We start from the raw sequence: 25,578 nt of genomic DNA, 5'->3' as shown, positions 1-25,578 counted from the left end.
CTTCGATTTTTCATCATAATTGTTTGTTAATTTTAAACCAGAAAGGAATTTTCTTTTCTGGTTTTTTTATCTTTAACCTGATGATAAAAAGAATTGTATTCGTTGGTTTGTTATTGGTGTTACTATTGATTAGTGCTACTCAATTAAATGTGGATACAACTAGAGACACCCCTCGTATCATCAGTCACGAAGTCAACTTATCCGAAACGACACTACAATTTTTTCATAAAAATAAAGAGGGAAAGCCTTATAGTAACGCAGGGGATTTAAAACACCATTTGAAAAAAGAAGGAAAGGAGTTGTTATTTGCCATGAATGGCGGAATGTACTTGAAAGATCAATCTCCACAAGGACTGTATATCGAAAATGGGAAAGTGATTAAATCAACTGATCAAACACAAGAGGCGTATGGAAACTTTTATATGCAGCCCAATGGCGTATTTTTAATAGAAAAGAACAACAAAGCTCGAGTGGTTCCAACCAAAGAATTAACGTTAACCAAAGACGTTCTTTATGCAACCCAATCAGGTCCCATGTTGGTTATTGATGGCAAATTACATCCCAAATTCAATCAAGGTTCCACCAGTTTATTTGTGCGAAATGGAGTAGGAGTATTGCCGAATGGAAATCTATTGTTTGCCATTTCAAAAGAACGCATTAATTTTTATGATTTTGCCAGCTACTTTAAGAATCAGGGTTGTCAAAATGCATTGTATTTAGACGGTTTTGTTTCTAGGATGTATTTACCTGCTAAAAAATGGGAGCAAACCGATGGAGGTTTTGGTGTTATCATTGCTGAGATAAAGTAAGTTATTAACAATTTGAAACTTAGGGATCAATGTTCTCGTTACTGAACTACTGTTCATTTTTTAGTTGTGTTTTTATGAGAATATTTATTGTTGCTTTGTCGTTTTTTTCGGTGTTGTTTATTTATGGACAAAAAAATGCTTCCCCTAGAGAAGAGGTCTATTTATCATTTGATTATTTTAAAAAGAATTTAAACGAAACGGTAAAAGCAGCAATCAATGAAGCTTGGGACGAATTAGCCCCTGGGCAAGAATTAGAATTACATTTATTGTCAAAAGAAGAGCGTAAAAAGTTATCCAAAGACCACCAGTTTAAATTATCAGGGTTTCGAGCAGATAGTGTCGCCACATACTTACATCGTAAACGAATTGCTGCACGTTACACGAGTTTTAATATCGATTATTTTGATCATCTCACCAATGGGCAATGTGGAACAAATGCAAGTTATAAAGCGTTTACCAAACGTAAAGGAGTTATTTCTGTAGTTGTAGAAAAGGATCCTTATTACCTCGATTATTATCCTCATAGTGAAAGTTCAACCATTTCCAATACTTGCCATGAATATGAATTGTATCCTGCTTATGGAGGAATTATAACTGGGAATCAAGGGACGTTGGTGAAGTTTCCTCCCAATTGTTTTAGAGGTCATACCTTTAAAAGTTCAGATAAAGTAGAAGTGCTGTTGTGTGAATATTATACCATCAATGATATTCTATTCTCGGGCTTAACTACCGCTAATTATGATCGAATTATAGAAACAGGAGGCATGGTTTTTATTGAGGTAAAATATAAAGATGAGGTATTGAGTTTAAAGTCGGATCAACCCATTCAAATTTTCTTTCCCAATAATGCGGATAAAGAGAAAAAAGGCATGCGTTCATTTGATGGAAAGAAACGCAGTGGTTTAATCAATTGGGAGTTGAATAAACAAGCTGAAAATCGCTATATCAAAGCAGGCGAAAATGTTTTTGAAGAACAAGTAGAAAACCTAGAAGGCGATTTCGAAGGGGAATATGAAGGAGAAGAAGGATATTATGCAGAAGTAGATGGCTATTTAATGAAAACCAATCAAATGGGCTTTATTAATTGTGACCGCTTTTATGATGTTAAACAGAAAGTCGATTTAATTGTAAAAGTAGAGGGAAAAGCCCCTTATTCAACACGGATCATTTTTAAAGACATTAAGTCCATTTTACCAGGTTATGCTTATTCTCCTGAAGATGATGTAAAGTTTTCCGATCTTCCCAAAGGAGAGGTGGTATATGTATTGGCTTATAATATTTCCAAGGATAAGAAGTCTGGAAGTTTTGCTTACCAAAAAATGACGTTAGGAGAACAAGGTCAAATAAGTTTATCCCCAAAAGCGATGAGTGTTGATGATTTACAAAAAGAAATAGATATTTTGTTTAATTAGTAGAGAAAGTAAGTTAAATAAGGAGCTTGAGGATTACTTTTCGATATAAAAAACTCATTGCCCCTTATAATTAAGTATAGTCAGTTCGAGTGAATTTAGCGATTGAAATGAGCAAAATTTGTATCGAGAACTAAGACTAGGCGTTTTTTTACTGAATCCACTCGAAGTGATTATAATGTGAAAAATTAAGAAATTTTAGTAAATAATTTACTTAACTTTAGGGTCTTAAAACACACAAACTACACACGGAAAATGATACACGTAACGGAATGCCCAAGGGATGCCATGCAAGGGATAAAAGATTTTATTCCAACGGATTTAAAGGTTAAATACATCAATTCGATTTTAAAAGTAGGTTTTGATGTCGTAGATGTTGGAAGTTTTGTATCCCCTAAAGCAATTCCTCAGATGCGTGATACCAAAGAGGTGCTTCAAAAAATTAATTTTAAAGATTCAAGTTCTAAGCTATTGACGATTGTGGCCAATAAACGAGGAGCAGAAGATGCAGTACAATTTGATGAAGTAACGTATTTAGGCTTTCCTTTTTCGATCTCGGAGACGTTTCAGCAACGGAACATCAACTCAACGATACAGGAATCATTGCAACGTTTAGAAGAAGTTCAAAACTTATGTGTTAAGCACAATAAAAAGATGATGACCTACTTTTCTATGGCATTTGGAAATCCTTATGGAGATGAGTGGAGCGCACATATCGTTGCGCATTGGGCAGAACGTCTAATGCATGATTATGGGATTAAGAATTTGGCTTTATCCGATACTATTGGAGCTTCAAATCCAGATACGATTACCATGTTGTTTAATAAGTTAGTACCAGAGTTTCCCGAAGTCAATATAGGAGCGCATTTACATACCACTCCAGATACTTGGGAAGAAAAGGTAGATGCAGCCGTTAAAAGTGGTTGTGTCCGTTTTGATGGCGCAATAAAAGGTTATGGAGGTTGTCCAATGGCAAAAGATGATTTAACAGGGAATATGCCTACTGAAAACATTTTAGCTTATTTGAATAAAAACAATATTGACCATCATCTTGATGCTGAAGCTTTTCAAGAAGCCATGCATATTTCCAACGAAATATTCTTACATTAGTAGCACAAATGAAATTCTTTAAACCAACATATCTTTTTATCGCTGGAGTCGCAATTTACTTGCTGTCTTTCTTTTTACCTGTTTTACAAGTATCGTTAGGGGTAAAGTTGGCAGGTTGGGAAGTGACGGCCTTACATTTTTCAGAGCTGGCTTTTATTGATGCTATTCCTGCATATTTTGGCTTTTTATTTACCGCTTTAGTTAATTTTTGGGTTGTTGGTCTAATAGTAGGCTATTTCTTTGAACGCAATAACCTAAAGCTATTTAGCCTAGCTGCATTAGCCATAACTTCTAGCTTTAGTTGGTTGTTTTTATTCGAACACAGTTCTGTCCTTTTATGGGGCTATTATACTTGGTTGATTGGAATTATCCTAATCATTTCTGGTAGAGTTTTAAAAAGGTAATGCACTATTGCTTATTGAGGAGTTTGTAGTCATCGTTCCTTTTAGCTTCATCGTTTAGAAAGTATTTAGATTTTGGTGAATAAACGTTTTTAAATCCTGTCGTAATCCAGCCTCATCTGCATAGTTAGGCCACGATTTTATTGTCGTATTAATCTCCTTAATGATATGCTCTCCTTTTTTGATGTTATTATCCTTAGCAATTGTCATTAAGTCTTCTTTTGTAATGTCCAGTCGTTTAACGTTTACACTCAATATTTGTTGTTTTGGAAGTGAAAATCTTACATTTTCAGAGTAGGTATTAATACATTTTGTTGAATATTGTGTTAATTGTTGTGTGGGTATTTTTAAGCACAAGCAGGCACTTTATTTAATTACTTTGACAACATTATCCAAATAATTGACAACTAACTTAAATTCAATATCGTGTTGTGGGAACTCATTATTTAAAAGTGTTCTGTATTCCGAATACCATTGAATGGCCTCTTTATCATTTGTTATACCCTCTGCAGCAGAAATAAAGATTTCATATTTATTATGAGTTTTTGAAATGTATAAATATTGAGGATATTCCTGATCGAAAAAACCAATGGCATAAAAAGCTTGCGCTAATTCATCAATTTCCTGTTCGGAGATATTAACACTATCGAAATCAATTTCATTTTTAACACTTGCTCCGTATGATTTGGTAACTATATTTTGTTGTTGAACAGCTTCAAAAGCATATACAGTAGTAAACACTATTGCTAATGTAATTAACATCCCTACTATAGAAATCCCAATTACTCTCCACCAACTGTAGAGCATGCCTCCTTTGTTGAGGTGTGCATTGACTTGTTGTTCTTGGTATTTTTTAAAGAGCGAAACCGCAATGATTGAATAGCCAATAGGAATAATTTGGTTAGGGAAATTAATGTCCTCTGGAATTAGAAAGGATATTCCAAAAATGACGAAAGTACTCAGAATGGTAATGATCCAAGTAGGTTTTACCAGTTCACTTTGTCCAAAGACTTTAAAATTCTCTGCAAATAGATATCCAGCCACTAAAGGACCGCCCAGAAATGTTGCTACCCCAAAGAATCGATCTTTATATACCTTTTCTTCTGGCCTAATGTTGTCTATTGTATCACTCATTTGTAGTTAATTAAAAAGAGGTGTTAATCCTTAATGTTTTTTAAGTATTAGGCGAAAGTAATTCATCTAATTGGTTTTTCAATAAGTCTTTTTCTGTTGGAGTCATTTTTAACGAAATGGATAAACCGTCTTTAATACTAATTTCTTCAGATGCAAAATAGCATTTGTTATCTTGCAAAGCTACACCAACTATGATGGCTTTCTGTCCAAGCGGTAAGTTGGTATACATCCCCTCTTTTTTTGTAAAAGTATAGTTACCACTTTCATGTGGATAGGCGCTCAACTTAACCTTAAGCGAGGGAATAATTAAGGAGCAGTCAACATAATCGATTGCTGTCTCTCCTTCTATTGCAACTAACATTTCAGCTTTTCCAGCATTGGGATCATTTAAAAATCGGTCGCAGTTAATCCAGCCTAATTCAGAAGTACTAAATACTGTTTCTTGAACAAACTTTTGCATTTTCTCTTTCTTTGCTCTCAATGCTCTCGCTTTTTCTTCTTGAGCAATAAATTGAGCTCTTTCCTTTTCAATGTTAATCATCGTTATGGCTTCGTCTGGACGAACACCTTTAGCTATGAGCTTATCATAAGCATGGTCAGACAATAAATCTACCCCATAATCTTTAAATTGAGGGACATTTCCTTTTGCTCCGTCTGAACCGAAGTCTATATATGTTTGGTTTTTCTCATTCACATAACGTTTAACCCACCAAAAATTATAGTGGTTTTCATCTTCCTCAGAATTTACCCATGCTATAAATTCAGGTTTTTTGATATACTCATTGACAATTGAATTGGCCATTGAGTCTAGTACTTCAATGTTTAGATCTAAATTGGAAAAATAGAGGTCAAATAATTGATCATCTAACTTTATCTTAGCATAATCATCCCAAGTCAGGCCTTTGTTTTTTAAGGAACTAATAAGGTGAGTTGCATGATAGAGTTGCCATATTCTAGCTCTAAACTCTCTTGTTTGAATCAATGTATTTTTATAGTTTTTATTTTTAGGGTTGTATTTTATAGAGTCTAAAGAATTATGCCAATGAGCACCTTCTTCACTCCACCTTCCATACCAATAGTGTTCATATAAAAAATCTTCAGGAAAAGGGACCAGGTAATTTTTATTAGCGCTTTGGTCTATTTCCCAATTGATGTTTCCATCTGGATCATATTTCCCAGAAAACATTTGAAATCCCCCTCCTTGATTGATCATAGGCATGGTAATCGATAGTTTTTGACCGTCAGCTAAGCGCAATGATTTCCCATTGTGTTTAGCATCAATATAAAGCATTCCAGCAGATTCTAAAGTTTGATTATTCGATAGTGTTTGTAGGTTACACGTTACAAAATCAGTTAAGCTGTTGGCATCAAGGATTTCAAGTGCTATTTTTCCCTCGATTGGATTTCCAAAACCATCAATAAATGAGTTAGATGGAATAAGGACTTCAATTCCATTTTTACTGGTAATGGTTTGCGTCTGTTTAGCATCAACAGTAAACCGTTCCACTGTAGGACGAAGAGCTTGATAAACAGAATCCATTGGAGACTCCTGAAACAAAACGCGTTCAACTTTCTGCTCTGCTTTCACAGGTACTTTGGTAGAACTCGATTCTGAAGTACACCCAATAAGTGCTCCAATAGCAATCGCAATAAAAAAGTTGGTTATTTTAATGTTCATAAGTTCGGTATTTACAAAGCATTAAAGTATGGAAATCCAACGATTTTACCTGAAGCAGTTGGGGTTATTTTATAAGTGGTAGCTTTTGGCGTTTATTCGGTAGGTTGGGGGAGCAGTTAAGCGTATATAAACTATTACCAAGCACTTAGTTCTGGCTTTCGCATTGAAGTTTTTCCATAAGAACGTTTTCCTGTTCTATGACAATATTGTTCAGGGAAATCGTAGTCTTCGAATTGAACCCATACTTGCCATGCATCATAAGATAATGGGGAATAAGGGTTGTATGGAATTTCTATTCCAGTTCTGATGCAATAACCAGTGTTAGAATGGTAGTTTTTTCGTTTGTATTCTTTTTTAACTTCTTTTTTAGGCGCTTCTTCCTCGACTATTCGCTTTGGACGTGCTTTAACAGTTGATCCTAGTTCTAAAGTTGTTGGAAAGTCATTTAGTCTTTTATCAGAGGATTCTCTATTTCTTCTATTCTTATAGAATTGCTCTGTGGAATCATAAATAACATCTGATTTAACATAGTTTTTTCCCAGGTTAACGATAAACTTTTTAGTTTGATAAACAGGTCTTTTGATAAAAACAACTTCATTTGTTTCTGCAATTTTTTTACACTCATTCCAAGCATCAACATCAGCAGAGGTTTTAAATCGATCTAATAAACCTTGTTCAGAGTAGACTCCAAATTCAATGTTGTTTTTAAAGGAATAGTCATATAAATTAATTGAAGTAATTATCCCCTTGGTTTCATTACCATAATATTTTGCATGTAGGTTAGAAGCATAGACAATACTAACATTAAGAAACTTTTTAAAGTAATCAAAGTCGTCTTCACTCATACTTCTACTGACTTCATTTTCGTTTTTTCCAAATACGATTAGTAAGTGAATATTCGGATTGTTTTCATGTTTATCAAATAACTCTTTAAAATAGTCATCTAACTTTATAAAAGGAGATACAATTAATAATGTTTCTTTTGTATCCCATATAATATCGTAAATGGCTGTTTCTAATGCTTTTCCTGTTATAAACTTGCTCATTGTTGGTGGGTTATTTTAAAATGTATAAAACGAATAATGGTTTGTGTATCAGTAGTGCATAGTGCTGTGAAGTATTACGTATGTTCTTTGTGCCTGTTATTCAACTTGAATTTTATATGGAAAACTGATTTGATGTGATGCAAATCAATAAAATTGTAATTATTGTATATGTTTTCTTTATTTTAGAGTTGTCCAAAAGTCATTATGTTGTAGCTAAGCTAGTGTTTATTCAACTGGTTTTATTAGTTTCTCTTCAATATAGTTCAAATTAAACTTTAAATTATTTGTTGCTTTTTTAAATGTCTCATCTGAATTTTCAAATGAGGCAAATAATAATGTTTGAGCATTATCATAAGTTGATAATTCATTCAAAAAACTGGTAAAGTCATTAATAGACATATCTTGTTGTTTTGGTTCATCGAACATTAAGAGGCTAGGATGATTTCCTTTTTGTTCTATTGAAGTTTTGTATAAGCTACAAGTGAAAGCCCAAATACTTCTCACAAAATCACTAGCAGAGGAATCAAAACGAATATTATAATATAAATCATCATTAGGTTTCTTTGCTAATGGCAAATAATTATCATCTGAAATAGCAATATCATTTATAGTTTTACTGCTATAATTGAACGTACTTAATAAAGATTTAAAATGACCAGATAAAGAATTCAATTTAATTTTGTCTGTAGGCGAGAAAGTATCTCCTTTAAGTTTTTCCTGTTCCTCTAAAAGCTTTTTCCATTTTTTTGACAAACTTTCTAATTCTTCAATTAGGTTGTCGAAATCTGCTAGGTATTTAGTATAAAAATCAACTTTCTTTTTAAGGTTTAGTCGGTTTTCTATATCTATAATTGAGGGAAGTCTTTCATCTGAAATTAATTCTTTTCTTATATCTCTAATTTGACTTCTATATGTGTTTTGAATACCTCTAAGAGTCTTTATTTTTTTGTCTTTTGTCGTAATTTTAGTTTCCAAACTTTCAATGTTTACTTGTAACATCTTTATTTGAGCAGATAAAAAATTAATATTATCATCTAACCTCATTGGTACTTGTTTTATTGAAAGAGGTAGTAAAGAATCATTAATTAGCTGATTACAAGAAGGACAGTTGTTTTCCGATACTTTTAGGTTTATTTCAGCTCCCATTTTTTGCACTTTCAATGCTCCTTTGTTTTTTCTTAAATCTTCATTTAAATTGTCTAATTGATTATTAAAGTTACTTAACTTTTGTTTGTCAAATGTTAGTTCACTTGAAATCATTTCAACTTCAAAACTTGCTTGATTTAATTCTTCTTCAATCTTTTCAATTAGAGATTCATTGTCTTTTACTTTTTCCTTAACAGTAGCTGTTTTAATATTTTCCAATGATTCAAGTTCTGAGATTGTTAAATTAAGAAAACTAGAAATCGAATAATTAGCTTCTCCTTTTGATAGTAGAATGTTTACAGAATTAATATCATTTATAATTTCTGGATTATGGCTTAAACCAACTAATTTACCTCCACCTTTCTCAGAAAATCTATCAAATCTTTTAGAGAGATTTAACCAATCATTTTCAAGAATTCGTTTAGTAATATTTAATTCTTGTTTTTTCATTCTATTTCCATAGACATCCATATCCAAGATAAATTCTGTTACTCTGGCTTCTTTATTATTTAATCCATAATTAGGCATTGTAGCAAAAAAATCAGACCAACCTGATTTTTGTTCAATTATAAAACTAGATGCAATTTGCTGAATGTATATTTTTCTTGAGTCACCCTTGTTAGTGATAACTCTAGGTAGACGCCAATTAAGAAACTCCTCTAGATATAAATGAAAACCATAATTCTCATCAGAAGCTCCTCCATTATCGTGGATATACATTGGGTGGCTTTCTAAATTGTTGTTTGTTATAAAACTGCCAAAATAGATATCAACTAACTGAGATTTTCTGTTTGAGTTTTGAACGAATCTACGAATAGTTATTATATCTCCGTTTGAATTTTCGATTTCAAGTAAAACAAATGATTGTAAAACGCTATGAAATTTAGTTTTAGGGTATTCGACTTGGTCTTTTAAAACAGATTGCATAGTTTTCTCAAATCTCCCACCTATTAATTCTTCAAAGCCTAATGCATATACAATTGCCTGAAATAAGCTACTTTTTCCACTAGTATTATTTCCTCTAATAATATTTAATCCTGTTGAAAATTTATGAAAAGCACCAAAAAGACCATTGTTGGTGTTTACTTCGATTTTTATGTTGTTTATTTTAAGCATTTTGGTTTTTCCATTTTTTATAAATCGAATCAATTCGATTGTCAGTAATCTTTCTTTTACCCAAGAAATTCAAAAACTTTATTTCTTCTTCAAGGTATTCTGTGTCTGCAATTATTTTTTCGTAGAATTTTTCACCTTTTTCTTGAAGTTCATATTTTCCATTAATAATTGCACAAATTCCTTCGTGGACTGAATAATTTAAAGCTCTATTCAAACTTGGTTCTATTCCCCATGTCTTTGAGGTTTCTGTATAGCTACTTAAAATAAACTTTCTTAAAGATTCTTTATTTTCGGTACTCTTCAATGCCCAATTAATCAAATGAAGTTTTAAAAGACTAGATTTAGAGCCTTGACAACATGTTTTTAGAATTAGTACAATTAAAGCAATAGAATATGACGGTCTATATTCAGGAGGAATTGATATAGGCTTTTTTAAAAATGTAATTTTTTTTGCATATAATTCCATAATTATTCAAAATTTATTGGGCATCTAAATATCCAATCTGCTAATGTCCAATTGGTAAGTTTAGAGATCATTTGAGGTGCAAGGTTTTGAAAAGAGTTTTGAAACTCTTTTTTTAATAGACTTCTGAATTCATCATATAACTCACTTGGCTCTTTATTGTTTGTTATACACCTTTCTTCAACTTCCGATTCAATAGCACTTGTTATATTAAGAAACTTCTCATAATCTAAAGGGTAATCTTCTTTCCATTTGATTAAAATACTGTTTCCTTCAAGAAAGTTTTGAACGTTTAAATCAACTAATTTGTCAAGCTTAACTTCAAAAGAAGCTGATGATTTGTTAATTCTGTGAGCATTTTTAGATTGTGAGTTTTCAATCAGAGGAATTTGAGAGCCTTTCCATTTTAATTTTTCCGAAGTATCTAATTTAAAATCAGGCTTAACGTCAATTTTTATATTAGAGTTTTCAATTGCAGTTATAAGAAATGGGTGTAAGAAGTTGATATCTTCAAAAATTACATCAAAATCTTCATTATCAATAATTGATAAATTCCAACTTTTTACTTCTTCTTTCTTCTTAGTGCAATGTTGTACAATGTCGTTTTTCGCATATGTTGGTGTAACAAAATACCACTTTTTTATTTTCGTTGTACCTAAAATTTTCTTTAGTTGTGATTCATAGACTTTTAATTTCTTTAGATCTTTTGTAATTTTATCTCGGTGGTTTTCATATAACTCATTCGTAGCATAATGTTCATTTGGGCAATAACATTGAAATACTTTCCCTGTTCGTGTAAAGCCTTCTATGCCAAAATCTCCTGGAGTTGCTTTAATTTCTTGATATGATTCTTCTCTAAAATTATTTTTAAAACACAATTGGGATACACTTTCCCATTTATTCCCATCAAAATTTCCAAATTCGGTTTTTATCATTTGTAATCTTTCTTTTTTGTTTTATTAGGTAGAACTCTCAAATTAAATAATATAGATTATGAGTTTTTACATTATTATGCAATTTTATTTAAATTATCGATACAACAAAAGGAAAATTTGCAGGCCCTTGAATAATTGGGGTTTGCTTTCCTCCTGTTAATTTTATAACCTCATTTGTTGTTTTATCAAAAATATCTTTTATGGTATGTATATAATTTTGAGAGTGCTCATGTAACTCCCTTGAAACTTTTATTAGATAATGAATAAAATAATAATTGTATGCGGACTCACCTATATTTGATGAAAATACATATGTTATTTCAGAATCTAATTCCATCAAAAAATTATTGTAAAGATCTTTTGCTTGTTCTTTAGTTTTTGGCATACTAATTACACCACCATGTCTAAATTTAGGAATTAACTCATTTAAATCTTCAATATTGATATTAAAGTCAATAATATTTCGGCAACTTTCCACTATAAATAATTTTTTTTCAACTTCGTATGTCAGTTTACCTGGTTGAATAAACAAATCTTTTTTAAGCTGAAAGACTTGTTTTCCTTCTTTATTTGCCCCATGTCCAAGTAGAACTACTATTAAAGAATCTAAATCATTAAGTTCTGTATCATATTTCTTTAGTTCTTCAAGTGTTGGTTCTTCAAGTGTTAATATTTCTGATTTTTTATCATATACACCACCAGCGTTTGAGGCAAAAAACTTTGTGTACAATTCTAGAATTTGTCTATCATTAGTTAGTTCAATCTTATCTTTACTATATCCTTTAATGATTAAAACTTTTCTTTTCATATGAAAAACTATCTGATTTTTATTTAAAGTATTGTCTCGAATAGGTTCTTTCTAATTATGTATATTAACAGAATGATGTATTCTATTCCAATTAATTCCACCACAAAACTACCAAAAATACACATTTAAAAAACTGTGCTAGTCTATTTAAAACAAGTGTTAATAAGTAAAATACGTAAATACAACTAAATAAGTTGGTTTTTATACCTATTTTTCCTTAAAGAAAATTAACATGTCGCAAACGTCTTAAAATCAGTGGTTTAAAAATGTGTTAAAACAAAAAAGTATCTATTTCTATAAGAAACAGACACTTTTTAATGATTTTTTAAGAAAAATTATTTTTTTTCAAAAAAGTAAAAAAAGTTCGATTTTAGGGTTGGTTTTATACGCTAAACCAGAAAAATATACAAATAATACACTCCAGTCAAGATAAAAACAACACCAGCGATATAGCGCATTACTTTTTCAATTTTGGTGATCTTATTGTAAAAGAACCCAACTTTATCAGCAGTAAAGGCGAGGAGGTAAGTGAACAGTAAAACAGGTAATCCAGTTCCAAATGCAAAAACAATGGGGAGGTATAAGCCATCAGCAGACGCAATGGTGGTAGGAATTAGCATTCCAAAAAACAATGCGCCACTGTATGGGCAAAATGCCAAAGCAAACACCATCCCAATCAAAAACGAGCCTAACAATCCTTGGTCCTTAAACTTATCGGAAAGCTTTTCTTGAAAATTGGATTTTTGTAGAAAGTTAAGCCGTATAACATTTAGCATAATCAATCCAATAATGATGAGTAGAGGCCCTAAATATTTTTCTCCATTTTGGTTAAAAAAACGCGCAATTTGAAATTTACTTGCTCCAAAATAAAGCACTAAACCAATGGTGGTATAACTAAATGCACGTCCCAAAGAATAGAGCAGACCACTTAAAAAGACTTTCCGTTTACTAGAAATATTCTTTGCAATAAAAGCAGTCGCTGTGATGTTGGTAGCCAAAGGGCAAGGGCTAATAGCGGTCATCAAACCCAAGATAAAAGCTGTTAAAACAGGAATGTTATAACTATCGATCAAACTTTGTAAAACTTCCATTTATAGTTTGTTTAATTCTTCTTCTAATCTTGTTTTTAATTCATTGGAAAAAACTTCTTTTTCGTTGCCTTTAGCAAAAGCAAAATCAGTTAAATCAATCAACGTTTCCGAACCGTTGTGAATAACGTTAAGAAACAAAGAAGTACCATAAGCTTCAAACTTTTCGGTAATGGCTTCGTTTTCAGGTTCGTCAATGTTAATGGTCGCAAAGGAAATTTGATCCGTTTTTAATTCATCAGCAAAATAAGTGTCTAAGGTATATTTTGTATTGGCTTCAATCGCATTACAGGTCATACAACGATGTGTAGAATGGAAATCCAAGACTTCAATTTTAGAGATATTGGCATCGATAACTGTAGATGCTTTTGCTGTCTCTTTTGGAGAGTTCCCACAAGAGAAAAGCGTTAAACTTAAAATGATAGCTGTAAAGATTTGAATAGTTTTCATTGATTTGATTTTTTATAAAATTAGATTAAATATATAGCCTGAGATTATGATACAGAGGGTAACCACTCCAAAGAAGATGGCAATGAGTTTTAGAGTCATGACTTTTTTTAGCAACATCGCTTCGGGAAGAGAAAGTCCAATCACGCCCATCATAAAAGCAATGGCCGTTCCAAGAGGAATTCCTTTGGCAACTAAAACTTGTACAATAGGTAAGATTCCAGATGCATTCGAATACATGGGAACAGCTAGAATTGTCGCTACAGGAACGGCAAATAAATTATTCTTATCCATGTATTGTTCAAAGAAACCTTCAGGAATATAACCATGCATTAAACCGCCAATAGCAATTCCGATAATCACATAAGGTAAAACTCCTTTAATAATGGTAAGCGCTTCGCTCCAAATAATTGGTAAACGCTGTTTAAAGGTTGGTTGTTCATCTTTGTAAGCTTCTTGTTCTTGTTGAGCATTAGCAATCACATCCTTTACCCAAGGAGTTAGAAAACGTTCTAGATTTAATTTTTGAAGAATAATTCCTGAAATCGTTCCCAATACAATTCCACTAATCACATAGATAACAGTGGTTTTTAGACCAAATAACCCTACAAATAGTCCAATGGCTACTTCATTCACTAATGGAGAAGTGATTAAAAAAGCAAAAGTAACTCCTAAGGGAATTCCTCCTTTTACAAAGCCAATAAATAAGGGAACAGAAGAACAAGAACAAAAAGGAGTAACCACACCAAATAAACTGGCCATGAGGTACTCTAAACCATAAAGTTTATTGCGTGATAAAAAGTTTCTAACCTTATCAATAGGGAAGTAGCTGTTAATGATGCCCATCAAGAAAATAATCCCAAATAAGAGCAAGAGAATTTTGGCACTGTCATAAATAAAAAAGTTTAAGGCTTGCGCTAAATGTTGCTCTGGATCTAAGTTAAACACTCGATAGACCAACCAATCTGCTATATGTTGTATCCAGTCAAACATATAATTCTTGGTTTATTTCTCCAGTTATAGATGTTGCTAATTTGATGGTATTGTAAATCGTTCCAAACCGTTCCAAATTCTTTTTCAGTAATGGGAGGTTTAGTTTAGCATCATCGTTATAAATGGTCAGCCGATATTTTATGTTTTCTAACTGTGGCGGCTTTTCTGTTCGCTTAGCTTCAATGGTTATGGTAGCTTTAGAATACTTGAAGTGCATCATTTGTGAAAAGCGTTCAACATTTTTAAGCATACAAGCAGAAAGAGAACCTAAAAATAATTCAGCAGGATTAGGAAGTGTTTCAGCATCTTCTGGAGTGATTCCAAATTCAGTGTTTCCCCCTTTTATTGTAAAAGAAGCAGCATCTTTTGCTGTTGATGAGGCGTTTACCTGGTAGTTCATTTGTACTATTTTAAAAGCGTTAACACTTCCTGTTTAGATGGAACACGTCCTTTAATTGTAATTTGACCATCAATCACTAAAGCAGGAGTAGACAGTACATTGTATTCCATGATTTTCATAATGTCTTCTACTTTTTCAATGTCAGCTTTAAGTTGGTGTTCGGCTACAACTTCCTCTACAATGTTGGTCATCGTTTTACACTTTGGGCATCCAGTTCCTAAAATTTTTATTTGTTTCATAGTGTTAATTGTTAATCGTAAATAAACGATTGATTTATGTAAAAAAATATTATTTAAAAAATTGCTCAAACAACGTTTTTGCAGTTTTCCAGTTTTCTTGGTTGATACAGTATTTAATTTTTGGTGGATTTAATTCTCCTTGAATTAGACCAGCGTTTTTTAATTCTTTGAGGTGTTGTGAAACGGTAGATTGAGCTAATGGAAAAACATCAACCAAATCGCCAGTAAAGCAACATGTTTGATTTTCAAGATGTTTTAAGATTGCAATACGAGTAGGATGAGCCAGTGCTTTAGCATATTTAGCTATAGCATCTGTATCGGCATCATATTCGATATGTTCTAAACTTCTTTTCATTTCTTATCGCAAATATACGATTGGATTTTGAAGTGACCAATTTTATTAGAAAAAATAACAAAATTTTAGGGTAGTATAGGATTAGAATTTAGTTATTACTAGTAATAATAAAATGATTAACCTCCAGCCAAAAAGCTTTAAAACTACTGTGTGGAACTTCACCAGGATACCAAGCTGCAAAAGACCAATATTCCCATGGTTCCTCAGCAAGTGGTGGAATTAATAAGAAATATTGTTCTTCGCCAATTCCAGCAACAAGAAGACTACGTTGTAATTTTTTACCAATATCTTCAGTTCCCTCTTGAAGCCAAAGATCAACTTGAAATGGATCGATATTGTACATATAGTCAATTTGTTCGATAGGGTGAAAAGTAGGGTAGACGCTAGATGTAGCTTGAAAACCGTTGGTCGTAGTTATAAAGTCAATGTAAGCTTTAGGGAGTTGGATACCTAACCTTTTTTCTGTGGCTTTAATTTGTTGTGGAGTTGCAGGTTCAGTACCTAGCCATTGTTGTGTTATTGCTGATTCTGGGTAATCAAAATCTCCCAATTTAATGGCATTAATCGAAACTGTTTTTAGTAATTGGGGATAAGGCGTGTTCATTGAAGTTTTAGTCAGGTCAAATTCCATCATATAATTTTCGGGGCTTTTTAAAGTTTGAATTTCGTTTTCTGAGCAAGATAGAACGAAAAAGCAAGTACATAAAAGAAAGAGGTGTTTTAGATTCATTGTTTTATGAAGTTATTTAAACAAATAAGGTTCATCTGTATAAGCCATTGTTCTGATATTCTCTAACACTCTCCTCATATATACCCTCCAAAATGTATGGGTAAACAGCCAGTTAAGTGGATATAAGAAAGGATTTTTAGCATATAAGGTATATGAATATTCCACGAGCACCTTTTCGTCAGTGATTGCTGTTGTTCTCCATTCGCCTACAAAAGCTGTAAACCCAAGCATCCAAGACTGGAAATGATCGACTTTAATTTTCCAATACTCATTTTCTATCCGTTCCAGTACACTGTCCATTGAAGCAAAACCGCCTTTTTGAGAAAGAGAGGGTGCAACATAAACTTTTTTACTCGAACCTATTTGTCCCCAATTGGCATCATCAGTTGTATGGGTAACTTTAGGCATAATCAGATAACCTGTATGTACTTTGGCGACATCGCATAACATGGGCGTCTTAAATGCACGTTCAAGTGAACATTCAAATTGTGCGGTTATTTTGGTGTGAAATTTCAAAGGGAGACTTATTTTTTCCCATAAACAAAATCAGCTCCTTTAGGAAGATTTTGCATGGCTTGAGCTAGTTCTAATGGAGGAGTGGTTAGTTTCCTTTTTGATAAATCAATCCAAGCACCTTCTAATTTAATATGGGCACTTTTTTCACCTTTAGAATTAAAGATCTCGTGGTATAGACACCATTTTGAACCGTCTGCTTTGCTTGGACCACTCAATAAGTTAATTGTTATGGTATCATCAGGACTTAATTCACGAATAAAAGAACATTCCTCTCTAAAGATAATTGGACCGAGATTTAAATCCTCAAAACGCTTCGCATCATAACCTAAAGTATTAAAATAACGGATTCGGATATGCGCACCATAGTCGTAATAAGCAGAGTGACGGACATGGCGGTTTTGATCTACATCGGCCCACCTTACTTCAATTTCTTTTTCAAAACTTTCCATGATTGTTTGTGTTGATTGTCTATTCACAAAATTACGATTTATTTAGATTCCTTATTTTTCAAAGGTGAAAAAAATAGCATTCTTATGCTACTGAGTGAAAGTATTGAAGACTAAAGTATTAGCTAATAACTAGCTTCATTTGTTTTGATTTATACTTAAAGTTTTTTACTTTGCTTTGATGACCCCCCAAGCATTACTCAAAAAAATTCTTAGAAAAGGAGAAGGAATTACTGTCGAATTTAAAACTGCTCAACAAAAGCTCAATAAAGATGCTTTTGAATCTATTTGTGCTTTTCTGAATAGGAAAGGTGGTTATTTAGTATTGGGGGTAAATGATAGGAAAGAAATTACAGGAGTTCATAAAGATGCGCTGCAAGGAATATTAGATACAGTCGTTGTTAATTCTAATAATCCTCAAAAATTAACCCCTCCTTATTATCTAACGCCAGAAGTCGTCAATATCAAAGGGAAAAAGTTGATTGTTATTTATGTGCCAGAAAGTTCACACGTACATAGTACAGCTGGAAAAATATTTGATAGAAATGAAGATGGAGACTTTAACATCACCAATAATGCAACACTTGTTTCACAACTCTATTTAAGAAAACAAAACAGTTATACTGAAAATCAAGTTTTTCCATTTGCTACAATAGATGATTTTAAACCATCGCTTTTTGATAAGGTAAGAGCTTTAGTTCGAAATCAAAAACCCAATCATCCCTGGATTGAATTAAGTAATGAAAATTTATTAAAATCGGCAGGGTTATATAAACATGACATACAAACTGGTAAGGAGGGGTATACACTTGCAGCAATTTTATTATTAGGAAAAGATCATGTGGTTTTAAGTGCTTTATCTCATCATAAGACCGATGCCATTGTTCGAGTTGAAAATAAAGACCGTTATGATGATCGTAATGATATTCGATTGAATTTATTGGAAAGTTATGAGGCATTAATGGATTTTGTAGCTAAACATTTACCGAATAAATTCCATCAAGAAGGTAGCCAAAGGATTAGTCTCAGAGATCACATTTTTAGAGAAGTAGTAGGAAATATGTTGATTCACAGAGAGTATGCAAGTGGTTTTCCTGCAAAAATTATTATAGAAGAAAATAACGTAACAACTGAGAATTGGAACAAACCACGGGGATATGGAAATATTGACCCCTCCAATTTTACTCCTTATCCTAAAAATCCTATGATCGCTCGTTTTTTCAAGGAAATTGGTTGGGTCGATGAGTTGGGGTCAGGTGTGCGTAAAGTTTTTCGTTTTACACCACTTTATACCATTGGTGCTCAGCCAAAATTTATAGAAAATGATGTTTTTAAAACAATCATACCATTAAAGATTAGCACTGTGGAAGAAACTGTGGAAGAAACTGTGGAAGAAACTGTGGAAGAAACTGTGGAAGAAATTATTTTGAGATTGATAACCAGTAATCCACAAGTTACAGCAAAAGAGATGGAGGAAGCCACTGGTTTAACACGAAGAGGAGTGGAATACAATATTGATAAATTAAAGAAATTAGGGGTTATTAAAAGAGAGGGGTCAACCAAATCAGGAGTTTGGATTCTTTTATAATGATAGGCTAAACATAAAAAAAAGTCCTACTTAAAAAAGCAGGACTTTTGATAAACTAAAAATAATAAAGGGCTTAAAAATGAATGGTAAATTCTACTCTTCTGTTTTTCGCTTTCCCTTCTGGTGTATTGTTATCAGCAATTGGTTTGGTAATTCCATACCCCTCAGCACGTAAACGTTCTGCAGCAATTCCTTTTTTGATCAAGTACTGTTCAGCGGCATGTGCTCTGTCTTTAGATAATTGTAGGTTTTTAGCAGCATCACCTGAGCTGTCTGTATGACCTTCAATATCCAGTTTATAAGTAGGGTTTTCATTTAAGATGGTATACACATCATTTAATACTCTGTATGAAGTTGTTTTGATTTTTGCTGAACCTGAATTAAAGAATAAACCTTCTTTAGCACGTTGCATTGTTGCTTTAGCTTCCTCTTTAATTTCTGGGCAACCGTTGTTTGCTTTTATTCCAGCGATTTTTGGACATTTATCATATTTATCTGCAATTCCATCTTTATCTGAATCAGGTAATGGACAACCATTCATTTCGGCAACACCTTTTACATCTGGGCATTTATCTTGGTGATCTCCAATTCCATCAAAATCGGTATCTAAACAACCGTTAAATTTAAGTTCACCAGCAACTTTAGGACAAGCATCTTCAGCATCTGTAATTCCATCTCCATCAGCATCTGGACATCCATTTAAAGTTGCCAATCCTTTTATGTTAGGGCATTTATCTTCTGCATCTTTAACACCGTCTCCATCTGTGTCTGGGCATCCGTTAAATTGGGCTAATCCAGCTGTTTTAGGACAAGCATCATCAGCATCAACTATTCCATCGTTGTCTGAATCAGGACACCCGTTGAACTTGGCTAAACCTGCAACAGTAGGACAAGCGTCTTTTTTATCAGTAATACCGTCTCCATCAGTATCTTTTCCAAATGCAAAATTGTAAGATAAACCTACAGTGTTGTATAAGAATTGATCACCAAACTCCATGGAAGTATTGTTGTCGTATGCATCACTAAATGAATAGTTATAATGTGACTCAATATTCGCATTCCATCTTTCATTCAAAGGAATATTAAATCCAATTCCTAAAGGGAAATTAAAATCAACTACAGCTTTAGCAGTAGTATTGGTTGTTAGGTCTTTGGTTTTTGAAATGGCATCTCCCAGACCAGCAAAGATGTAAGGGGCAATTTTAGCATCTTCTTTTAATAATTTACCATTGTTCGCTTTAAACTTTAAGAAGAAATTAAAGTCGTAAATTGAAGTCTCAAAAGTAGAACGGTCAATCATACCGTGTTTAAAACTACCGCCGATATCAACCAAAGGAGAAATGTATTTTGAAGCAGTAATTCCAATTGCTCCATGAATGTCATCGAATTTATAAAATTCACCTCCTAAGTCTCCATCATAATGGATAGAACCTAGTTGAATTCCAACATTGTAGTTGTGTTGAGCAGTTTGAGCAGAAACAAAGCTCGTTGCCCCTATCAAAGCTGCTATTAGTAAGTTAAATCTTTTCATCGTTGTTTATTATTTGAGTCCAAATGTAGAACTAAATAAAAACGGTAGCCGACATTTAACAAATCATTAAGATAGTTGAGAAAGTACTTCTGAAACAGTGGTAGGAATAGCCTTGGATTTAGCAATCAAACCAGAAAGGGCAATACCATAAACACCAGTTTGCAGGAGTACAGAAATATCTTTGGTTTCAATTCCTCCAATAGCATATACAGGAGGAAGGGCTTTATTTTCAAAATGTTTAATGCTATTTTTATAGCCTTCTATCCCCAATAAAGGACTTAAGTTTTTCTTGGTTTCGGTATGTTTATAGGGGCCCAAGCCAATATAATCTACTGAGGCATCAATTAACCGCTGCATATCTTGAATGGAGTTGGCTGTACCACCTATGATGGTGTGTTTGCCTAATAATTCTCTTGCTTTGATAGGAGAGAGGTCATTTTTACCTAAGTGAACACCATCCACTTTTAATGCCTGAGCTATGGAAACATAGTCGTTAAGAATAAAAGTAGCCTTGAATTTTTTACAAACTGCCTGAACCGCTTTAGCTTCTTCATAAATAGTCTCTTCAGAAGCATCTTTGATTCTTAGCTGCACCAACCGAACACCTGCTTTACAAACTTCTTCTACTAATTCAGCATTGGAAAGGTGGGGTAGAGGTTGTGTAATAAAGTGAAGCTTTGATAGGTTCATAGAGAAGGTTTTACTTTCTCTTAGCAGCTTGTTCTTGTTGCTGTTTAACTAAGTCATCCATTCGTTGTTGGAATTTAGACTTCTTCTTAGGCTTCTTTTTATTCTCAGCTAATTTGGCTTTAATTTTATCTTCATCAATTAAGAATTTTTTGATTCCCCACATGATTCCAATATTCATCACGTTACCACATAAATAGTAGAAACTTAAACCAGAAGAGTAAGAGTTAAAGAAGAACAACATCATAAACGGCATTAAGTACATGATAAAGTTCATGTTTGGCATACCTGGTTGTTGAGGCGTAGCCATGTTCCCACTATTCATTTTCGTATATAAGAATGTAGAAACTGCCATCAATAGAGCAAATAAACTGACATGAGCTCCATAGAATGGAATATCAAATCCTAAGTTTAATACCGACTCATAAGAACTTAAATCTTCTGCCCATAAGAATTTCGCATGTCTTAAATCAATACTAGAAGGGAAGAAACGTAATGCTGCAATAACAATAGGCATTTGGATTAACATAGGTAAACATCCTGCCATTGGATTGACTCCAGTTTGCGAATACAGTTTCGATACTTCCTGCTGACGTGTCATAGCATCAGCATCTTTCATACGCTCGTTGATTTCTTCGATTTCAGGTTTTAAAACTCTCATTTTAGCCGAAGACATATAGTTTTTATACGTCAATGGCATGATTAAGATTTTTACAATTAGTGTGACCAATAAGATAATTAAACCTAAGTTTAAAGCAGAACCATTTAGAATATTAAAAATAGGACGAATCAACCATTTGTTCACTAAACCAAATACTCCCCATCCATGATCAATAATATTCCCCATACCATTGTCATAGCTTTTTAATAAATCGTACTCATTAGGTCCGAAGAAGAATTTTAAATCAACAACTGGTTGAGCTGGTAAAGTCAAATTGGCTTTATAATCTACTGTATAATCTTCCCCCTCTAATTGGTTTTGCGCTAGGGTTCCTTTGGTAATGTTTTTAGCATCAATAATTAATCCTGTTGTAAAAAACTTATGTTTAAATGCAACCCAGTTGGTATTGGCTTCCAACTCGTGTTCACTAGAAGACATTTCTCGAATATAATCTCTTTTTTCGTCATCATAACGCCACATTACGCAAGACATTCTTCTTTGATCAGAAGCTAGTTTTTCCATTGTTAAACCTGCTATCTGCCAATTTAATTCTGTCTCAGCGAGGTTGATATCAGTTTGAAGATTGACATAGTTAATTTGAAAGTCAACATCATAGCTTCCATTTTTAATGGTATAAGTGTACTGTAAATACTTGTTAGCATCTGCTGTTGGAGCAATATATGTTAGTACTTGTGTATCATCTCCTTTATCAACAGTCCCTTGGAAAACCAAATTTTTAGTTTCTATTTTCGCACCTTTATTCGTTAATGTTAGCGATTGGTTTGATGTTCTTTCTTCAAATAATAATAGCGGTTCAATTGTGCTTTCATCTTTGATATAGTCTTTATAGCTTTGGTATTCTTTTAATTTTACATGCGCTATTCTTCCTCCTTTGTTGTTGAAAGTTACAATCAGTTTATCATTTTCTAGTGTAGTGTATTCTTGCGCTCCTTTGGCAGCAGGGTAAAAGATTCCGTATTCCCCCTCTAATTTTTGCTGTTGAGCAGCTTCAGCTACAGAGCGGTTAAAATTTTCTACACTATCAATATATTGCTTCAATAAATTAGAATCGGCTTTGATGGCTTCTGGAACAGAAGCTAAAAATGCTGTGTCAGATTTTAGGCTTGTTATTGGAGTTGATTCAGTAGGCTCTGTTACCGGTTTTACAGCTGTTACAACTGAGTCTTTTTGAACTTTTGCAGCTTGTTCCTGTTGTTCAGCTATTTGTTCAGCTTGTTGTTGTTGGTTAAAATAGGAAAAACCAAAAAGAATTGCCCCAATTAGTAATAAACCTGTTATTGTATTTCTATCCATTTCTATGTTATTTATACTCGACTATTTTTCAAATCAAGACTGCAAAAATAAACATATCCTTAGATGTAGCGTGCAGAATCTTGAAAAAAAACGTTAATAATTAGCGTTAAATCCTATTTCGATCAATTCAAGGCGTTTTCTTCGGTCTAAAAGTTACGATTTTATAAACTTTTTTTGAGATAAATACTTTATTCTATTGGGCTTTCCACTAAGATTTGATATTAAGCTATTTATTCTCATTCATAAGTTCTCTTTTTTAGTTAAATTTGCAGTCTTTTTATAAAAGATTGATAGATGAGTAACTGGAGTATTATATTGGCTTTGTTTTTAGTTGTTATGGCAACTGGAGTGGTTACCTATATTTTTCAAGATTTATTTAGAGGAATAAAACATTATTTAACAACTGTTGGCGTTGCCTTTGTTTTAAGTTTGATTTGCGTACATATCTTGCCTGAGGTATTTCACAGTCATGTATCCAATATTGGAGCCTATCTTTTATTAGGTTTTGTATTTCAAATATTTTTAGAATTGTTTTCCAAGGGAATAGAGCATGGCCATGTTCATCAGCATGGAGAAGAGAAACACTATTCGATTAATAAAACATTAGTATCTATGTTTTTTGGATTATGTGTACATTCTTTAATTGAGGGAATTCCATTATTTATTATAGATACTGCTGATTTACATGCAGGACATGGACATAGTCATAGTGTTGTACATGCAACGGAAGGGTTTTCGACGGTGTTATTCTGGGCTATTATAGGGCATAAAATACCTGTAGCTGTTGTTTTAATGTTGTTTTTAATTCAGTCTCAGTTAAAAAAATCTACAATAATTTGGTTGTTTATACTTTTTGCGAGTATGTCACCAATAGGTGGAATAATAGGATTGAGTATAGATAATACAGATATCGTTAATGATCTATCGTCAATTCTTTTAGCTGTCACTACAGGAATGTTGATCCATGTTACCACATTATTAGTTTTCGAAGAATATCATAATCAGAAAGAAAAAATTAAAAATATCGTATTAATTATTATTGGTTTAGTTTTAGGTATTTTTGTTTTTGTTTAAACGATCGATTTAAAAGGTTTAGGATGAATATTAAAAAAGGAGAAACGTTAGAGTTGGCTATTGATGATATGGCTTTTGGTGGAAAGGGAATTAGCCGAGTAGCTACAGAGCAAGGGAACTTTGTTGTTTTTGTAGCCAACAGTATTCCTGGTCAAACGGTAGAGGTTACGATTACGAAAAAGCGAAAAAAACATGCTGAAACGAGATTGAAAAAAGTCATTAAACGTTCTCCTGAAGAAGTAGAGATGCCTCAGCAACCTATTTCAGGTGCACCATTTTTAACATTACCAGTCGAAAAGCAGAGAGCTTTTAAAGAAGAAACAACGTTGACGCTTTTTGAAAAAATGGGGCAGATTAAAAATGTTAGAGACTTATTTGATGAGTATATTGCTTCTCCAAGTGACTTTAACTACAGAAATAAGATGGAATATTCTTTTTCTGTTATTCGTCATGATCTTGAAACAAATGAGGAACACGATGATTTTGCTTTAGGATTTAAACATCGCGGGACGTGGTGGAAAGTTGAAAATTTAGACAAAGAATCAGGATTGTTTGATGCTGAATTTGAAAATAAATTAAAAGAGATAAGAGTTTATTTAGAAAATACGGGATTACCAGCTTGGCATCCTCCAAAAAAAGAGGGGTTTTTTAGACATTTGGTAGTCAGAAAGAGTTTTGCAGATGATGAGTTGTTGATTAATCTGGTCACTAGTTCGATCAATAAAAAAGCATTTGATACGATGGCTTTTGTAGCGTTTTTACAAGGCCTATTAGGAAAAAGATTAGCAGGTTTTATTCATACAATTAATGACGATGTTGCCGATCGTGCTAAATTAGAAAAAGGTCCAAGTGATACCGCTTGGGGGAAATCAACCATTATAGAGCGTGTATTAGGATTACAATTTGAAATCAGCATGCAGAGCTTCTTTCAAACTAACCCAGCAAGTGCTGAGCGCTTATACAGTAAGGTCGTGGACTATGCAACGGAGGATAATGATTTGGAAAATCAAGTCATTATGGATTTGTTTTGTGGTACAGGTACAATTGGACAAATTTTAGCTTCTAAGACTAAAAATGCTAAAATTATTGGTGTAGATATTATTGCTTCAGCTATTGAAAATGCCAAAAGAAATGCTGCCTTAAATCAAATAGAGGGCGTAGATTTTTATGCTGCTGATGTAGGAAAGTTCTTATTGGAATATCCTGAGTATGAAGGGAAAATAGGAACTATTGTTTTAGATCCGCCAAGGGGAGGAATAGCTCCTAAAACCTTGCGAAAAGTAATGCGACTTGGAGCAAAAAGAATTGTTTATGTTAGCTGTAATCCAGCTACACAAGCCCGTGATGCAATAGAGTTAAAACAAGCAGGGTATGCATTAAAGAAAGTTTCTTTAGTTGACCAATTCCCACATACAGCACATATTGAAAGCATTATGCTTTTTGAAAAGTAAACA

General features: G+C 33.0%; 27 protein-coding genes. 7 read left to right on the top strand and 20 right to left on the bottom strand.

The features are described 5' to 3' along the window. Positions 1–80: 80 nt before the first annotated feature. The 4 genes from N4A35_00205 (at position 81) to N4A35_00190 (ending at position 3,732) form a co-directional block, all read left to right on the top strand. Positions 81–809, top strand: coding sequence for a phosphodiester glycosidase family protein (locus N4A35_00205; protein ID MCT4579810.1), 729 nt, complete (start codon positions 81–83; stop codon positions 807–809). A gap of 74 nt (positions 810–883) precedes the next feature. Beyond that, positions 884–2,221: a hypothetical protein gene (locus tag N4A35_00200; protein ID MCT4579809.1), complete on the top strand. Its 1,338-nt coding sequence runs from the start codon at positions 884–886 to the stop codon at positions 2,219–2,221. Positions 2,222–2,473: 252 nt separating this feature from the next. Further along, entirely contained in the window at positions 2,474–3,328 is an 855-nt protein-coding gene (locus N4A35_00195) for a hydroxymethylglutaryl-CoA lyase (GenBank protein MCT4579808.1), read from the top strand. An 8-nt stretch (positions 3,329–3,336) separates the two neighbouring features. Beyond that, on the top strand, positions 3,337–3,732 hold the full coding sequence (locus N4A35_00190) for a hypothetical protein (GenBank protein MCT4579807.1): 396 nt from the start codon (positions 3,337–3,339) through the stop codon (positions 3,730–3,732). A 54-nt stretch (positions 3,733–3,786) separates the two neighbouring features. Here the strand turns inward: N4A35_00190 and N4A35_00185 are convergent, their stop codons facing one another. The 17 genes from N4A35_00185 to N4A35_00105 all read right to left on the bottom strand — a co-directional run bounded on the left by N4A35_00185 (position 3,787) and on the right by N4A35_00105 (position 17,299). After that, positions 3,787–3,984: a hypothetical protein gene (locus N4A35_00185; GenBank protein MCT4579806.1), complete on the bottom strand. Its 198-nt coding sequence runs from the start codon at positions 3,982–3,984 to the stop codon at positions 3,787–3,789. A gap of 111 nt (positions 3,985–4,095) precedes the next feature. Next, positions 4,096–4,863: a hypothetical protein gene (locus tag N4A35_00180; protein ID MCT4579805.1), complete on the bottom strand. Its 768-nt coding sequence runs from the start codon at positions 4,861–4,863 to the stop codon at positions 4,096–4,098. Between the two features lie 40 nt (positions 4,864–4,903). Continuing rightward, on the bottom strand, positions 4,904–6,541 hold the full coding sequence (locus N4A35_00175; protein MCT4579804.1) for a hypothetical protein: 1,638 nt from the start codon (positions 6,539–6,541) through the stop codon (positions 4,904–4,906). A gap of 134 nt (positions 6,542–6,675) precedes the next feature. Then, positions 6,676–7,587, bottom strand: coding sequence for a phospholipase D family protein (locus N4A35_00170; GenBank protein ID MCT4579803.1), 912 nt, complete (start codon positions 7,585–7,587; stop codon positions 6,676–6,678). A 225-nt stretch (positions 7,588–7,812) separates the two neighbouring features. Next, a complete protein-coding gene (locus tag N4A35_00165; GenBank protein ID MCT4579802.1) occupies positions 7,813–9,849 on the bottom strand; it encodes a hypothetical protein in 2,037 nt (678 codons plus the stop codon). Next, positions 9,842–10,315, bottom strand: coding sequence for a hypothetical protein (locus N4A35_00160; GenBank protein ID MCT4579801.1), 474 nt, complete (start codon positions 10,313–10,315; stop codon positions 9,842–9,844). Before N4A35_00160 ends, N4A35_00165 begins: the two co-directional genes overlap by 8 nt. 2 nt (positions 10,316–10,317) lie before the next feature. Continuing rightward, positions 10,318–11,247, bottom strand: coding sequence for a hypothetical protein (locus N4A35_00155; GenBank protein MCT4579800.1), 930 nt, complete (start codon positions 11,245–11,247; stop codon positions 10,318–10,320). An 88-nt stretch (positions 11,248–11,335) separates the two neighbouring features. Then, the gene (locus N4A35_00150; protein ID MCT4579799.1) at positions 11,336–12,055 is read right to left on the bottom strand and encodes a hypothetical protein; all 720 of its coding nucleotides are present in this window, start codon (positions 12,053–12,055) and stop codon (positions 11,336–11,338) included. A 389-nt stretch (positions 12,056–12,444) separates the two neighbouring features. Further along, positions 12,445–13,146, bottom strand: coding sequence for an aromatic aminobenezylarsenical efflux permease ArsG family transporter (locus tag N4A35_00145; GenBank protein MCT4579798.1), 702 nt, complete (start codon positions 13,144–13,146; stop codon positions 12,445–12,447). Next, positions 13,147–13,593, bottom strand: coding sequence for a nitrophenyl compound nitroreductase subunit ArsF family protein (locus N4A35_00140; protein ID MCT4579797.1), 447 nt, complete (start codon positions 13,591–13,593; stop codon positions 13,147–13,149). A 12-nt stretch (positions 13,594–13,605) separates the two neighbouring features. Beyond that, positions 13,606–14,583, bottom strand: coding sequence for a permease (locus tag N4A35_00135; protein ID MCT4579796.1), 978 nt, complete (start codon positions 14,581–14,583; stop codon positions 13,606–13,608). Next, positions 14,576–14,983: an OsmC family protein gene (locus N4A35_00130; GenBank protein ID MCT4579795.1), complete on the bottom strand. Its 408-nt coding sequence runs from the start codon at positions 14,981–14,983 to the stop codon at positions 14,576–14,578. The genes N4A35_00135 and N4A35_00130 overlap by 8 nt, the downstream gene beginning before the upstream one ends. A gap of 5 nt (positions 14,984–14,988) precedes the next feature. Continuing rightward, positions 14,989–15,222, bottom strand: a complete 234-nt coding sequence (locus tag N4A35_00125; protein ID MCT4579794.1) for a thioredoxin family protein — start codon at positions 15,220–15,222, stop codon at positions 14,989–14,991. 49 nt (positions 15,223–15,271) lie between these two features. Then, entirely contained in the window at positions 15,272–15,577 is a 306-nt protein-coding gene (locus N4A35_00120) for a metalloregulator ArsR/SmtB family transcription factor (GenBank protein ID MCT4579793.1), read from the bottom strand. An 88-nt stretch (positions 15,578–15,665) separates the two neighbouring features. Beyond that, positions 15,666–16,211, bottom strand: a complete 546-nt coding sequence (locus tag N4A35_00115; protein MCT4579792.1) for an SMI1/KNR4 family protein — start codon at positions 16,209–16,211, stop codon at positions 15,666–15,668. A 108-nt stretch (positions 16,212–16,319) separates the two neighbouring features. Continuing rightward, positions 16,320–16,823 (bottom strand): hypothetical protein, encoded by a 504-nt coding sequence (locus tag N4A35_00110; GenBank protein ID MCT4579791.1) that lies wholly within the window; start codon positions 16,821–16,823, stop codon positions 16,320–16,322. 8 nt (positions 16,824–16,831) lie between these two features. Beyond that, positions 16,832–17,299, bottom strand: coding sequence for an acyl-CoA thioesterase (locus N4A35_00105; protein ID MCT4579790.1), 468 nt, complete (start codon positions 17,297–17,299; stop codon positions 16,832–16,834). A gap of 151 nt (positions 17,300–17,450) precedes the next feature. On the opposite strand from N4A35_00105, the gene N4A35_00100 reads away from it, so the two are divergent. Then, on the top strand, positions 17,451–18,857 hold the full coding sequence (locus tag N4A35_00100; GenBank protein MCT4579789.1) for a putative DNA binding domain-containing protein: 1,407 nt from the start codon (positions 17,451–17,453) through the stop codon (positions 18,855–18,857). A gap of 73 nt (positions 18,858–18,930) precedes the next feature. Here N4A35_00100 and N4A35_00095 read toward each other — a convergent pair whose 3' ends face one another. From N4A35_00095 to yidC, 3 genes are all read right to left on the bottom strand, one after another. Beyond that, the gene (locus N4A35_00095; protein MCT4579788.1) at positions 18,931–20,388 is read right to left on the bottom strand and encodes an OmpA family protein; all 1,458 of its coding nucleotides are present in this window, start codon (positions 20,386–20,388) and stop codon (positions 18,931–18,933) included. A 66-nt stretch (positions 20,389–20,454) separates the two neighbouring features. Then, positions 20,455–21,078, bottom strand: coding sequence for a thiamine phosphate synthase (thiE, locus tag N4A35_00090; GenBank protein ID MCT4579787.1), 624 nt, complete (start codon positions 21,076–21,078; stop codon positions 20,455–20,457). Between the two features lie 10 nt (positions 21,079–21,088). Then, positions 21,089–23,050, bottom strand: coding sequence for a membrane protein insertase YidC (gene yidC, locus N4A35_00085; GenBank protein ID MCT4579786.1), 1,962 nt, complete (start codon positions 23,048–23,050; stop codon positions 21,089–21,091). A gap of 294 nt (positions 23,051–23,344) precedes the next feature. Between yidC and N4A35_00080 the strand changes: the two genes are divergently transcribed. Together N4A35_00080 and rlmD are read left to right on the top strand one after the other, a co-directional pair. Further along, the gene (locus tag N4A35_00080) at positions 23,345–24,124 is read left to right on the top strand and encodes a ZIP family metal transporter (protein MCT4579785.1); all 780 of its coding nucleotides are present in this window, start codon (positions 23,345–23,347) and stop codon (positions 24,122–24,124) included. Between the two features lie 23 nt (positions 24,125–24,147). After that, on the top strand, positions 24,148–25,575 hold the full coding sequence (gene rlmD, locus N4A35_00075) for a 23S rRNA (uracil(1939)-C(5))-methyltransferase RlmD (protein MCT4579784.1): 1,428 nt from the start codon (positions 24,148–24,150) through the stop codon (positions 25,573–25,575). Positions 25,576–25,578: the final 3 nt, after the last annotated feature.

The sequence above is a fragment of the Flavobacteriales bacterium genome, assembly GCA_025210295.1.
In the GTDB taxonomy this organism is placed as follows: Bacteria; Bacteroidota; Bacteroidia; order Flavobacteriales_D; family Parvicellaceae; genus S010-51.
The sequence above is the reverse complement of the archived record's forward strand: the minus strand, read 5'-3'. Positions and strand labels throughout refer to the sequence as shown.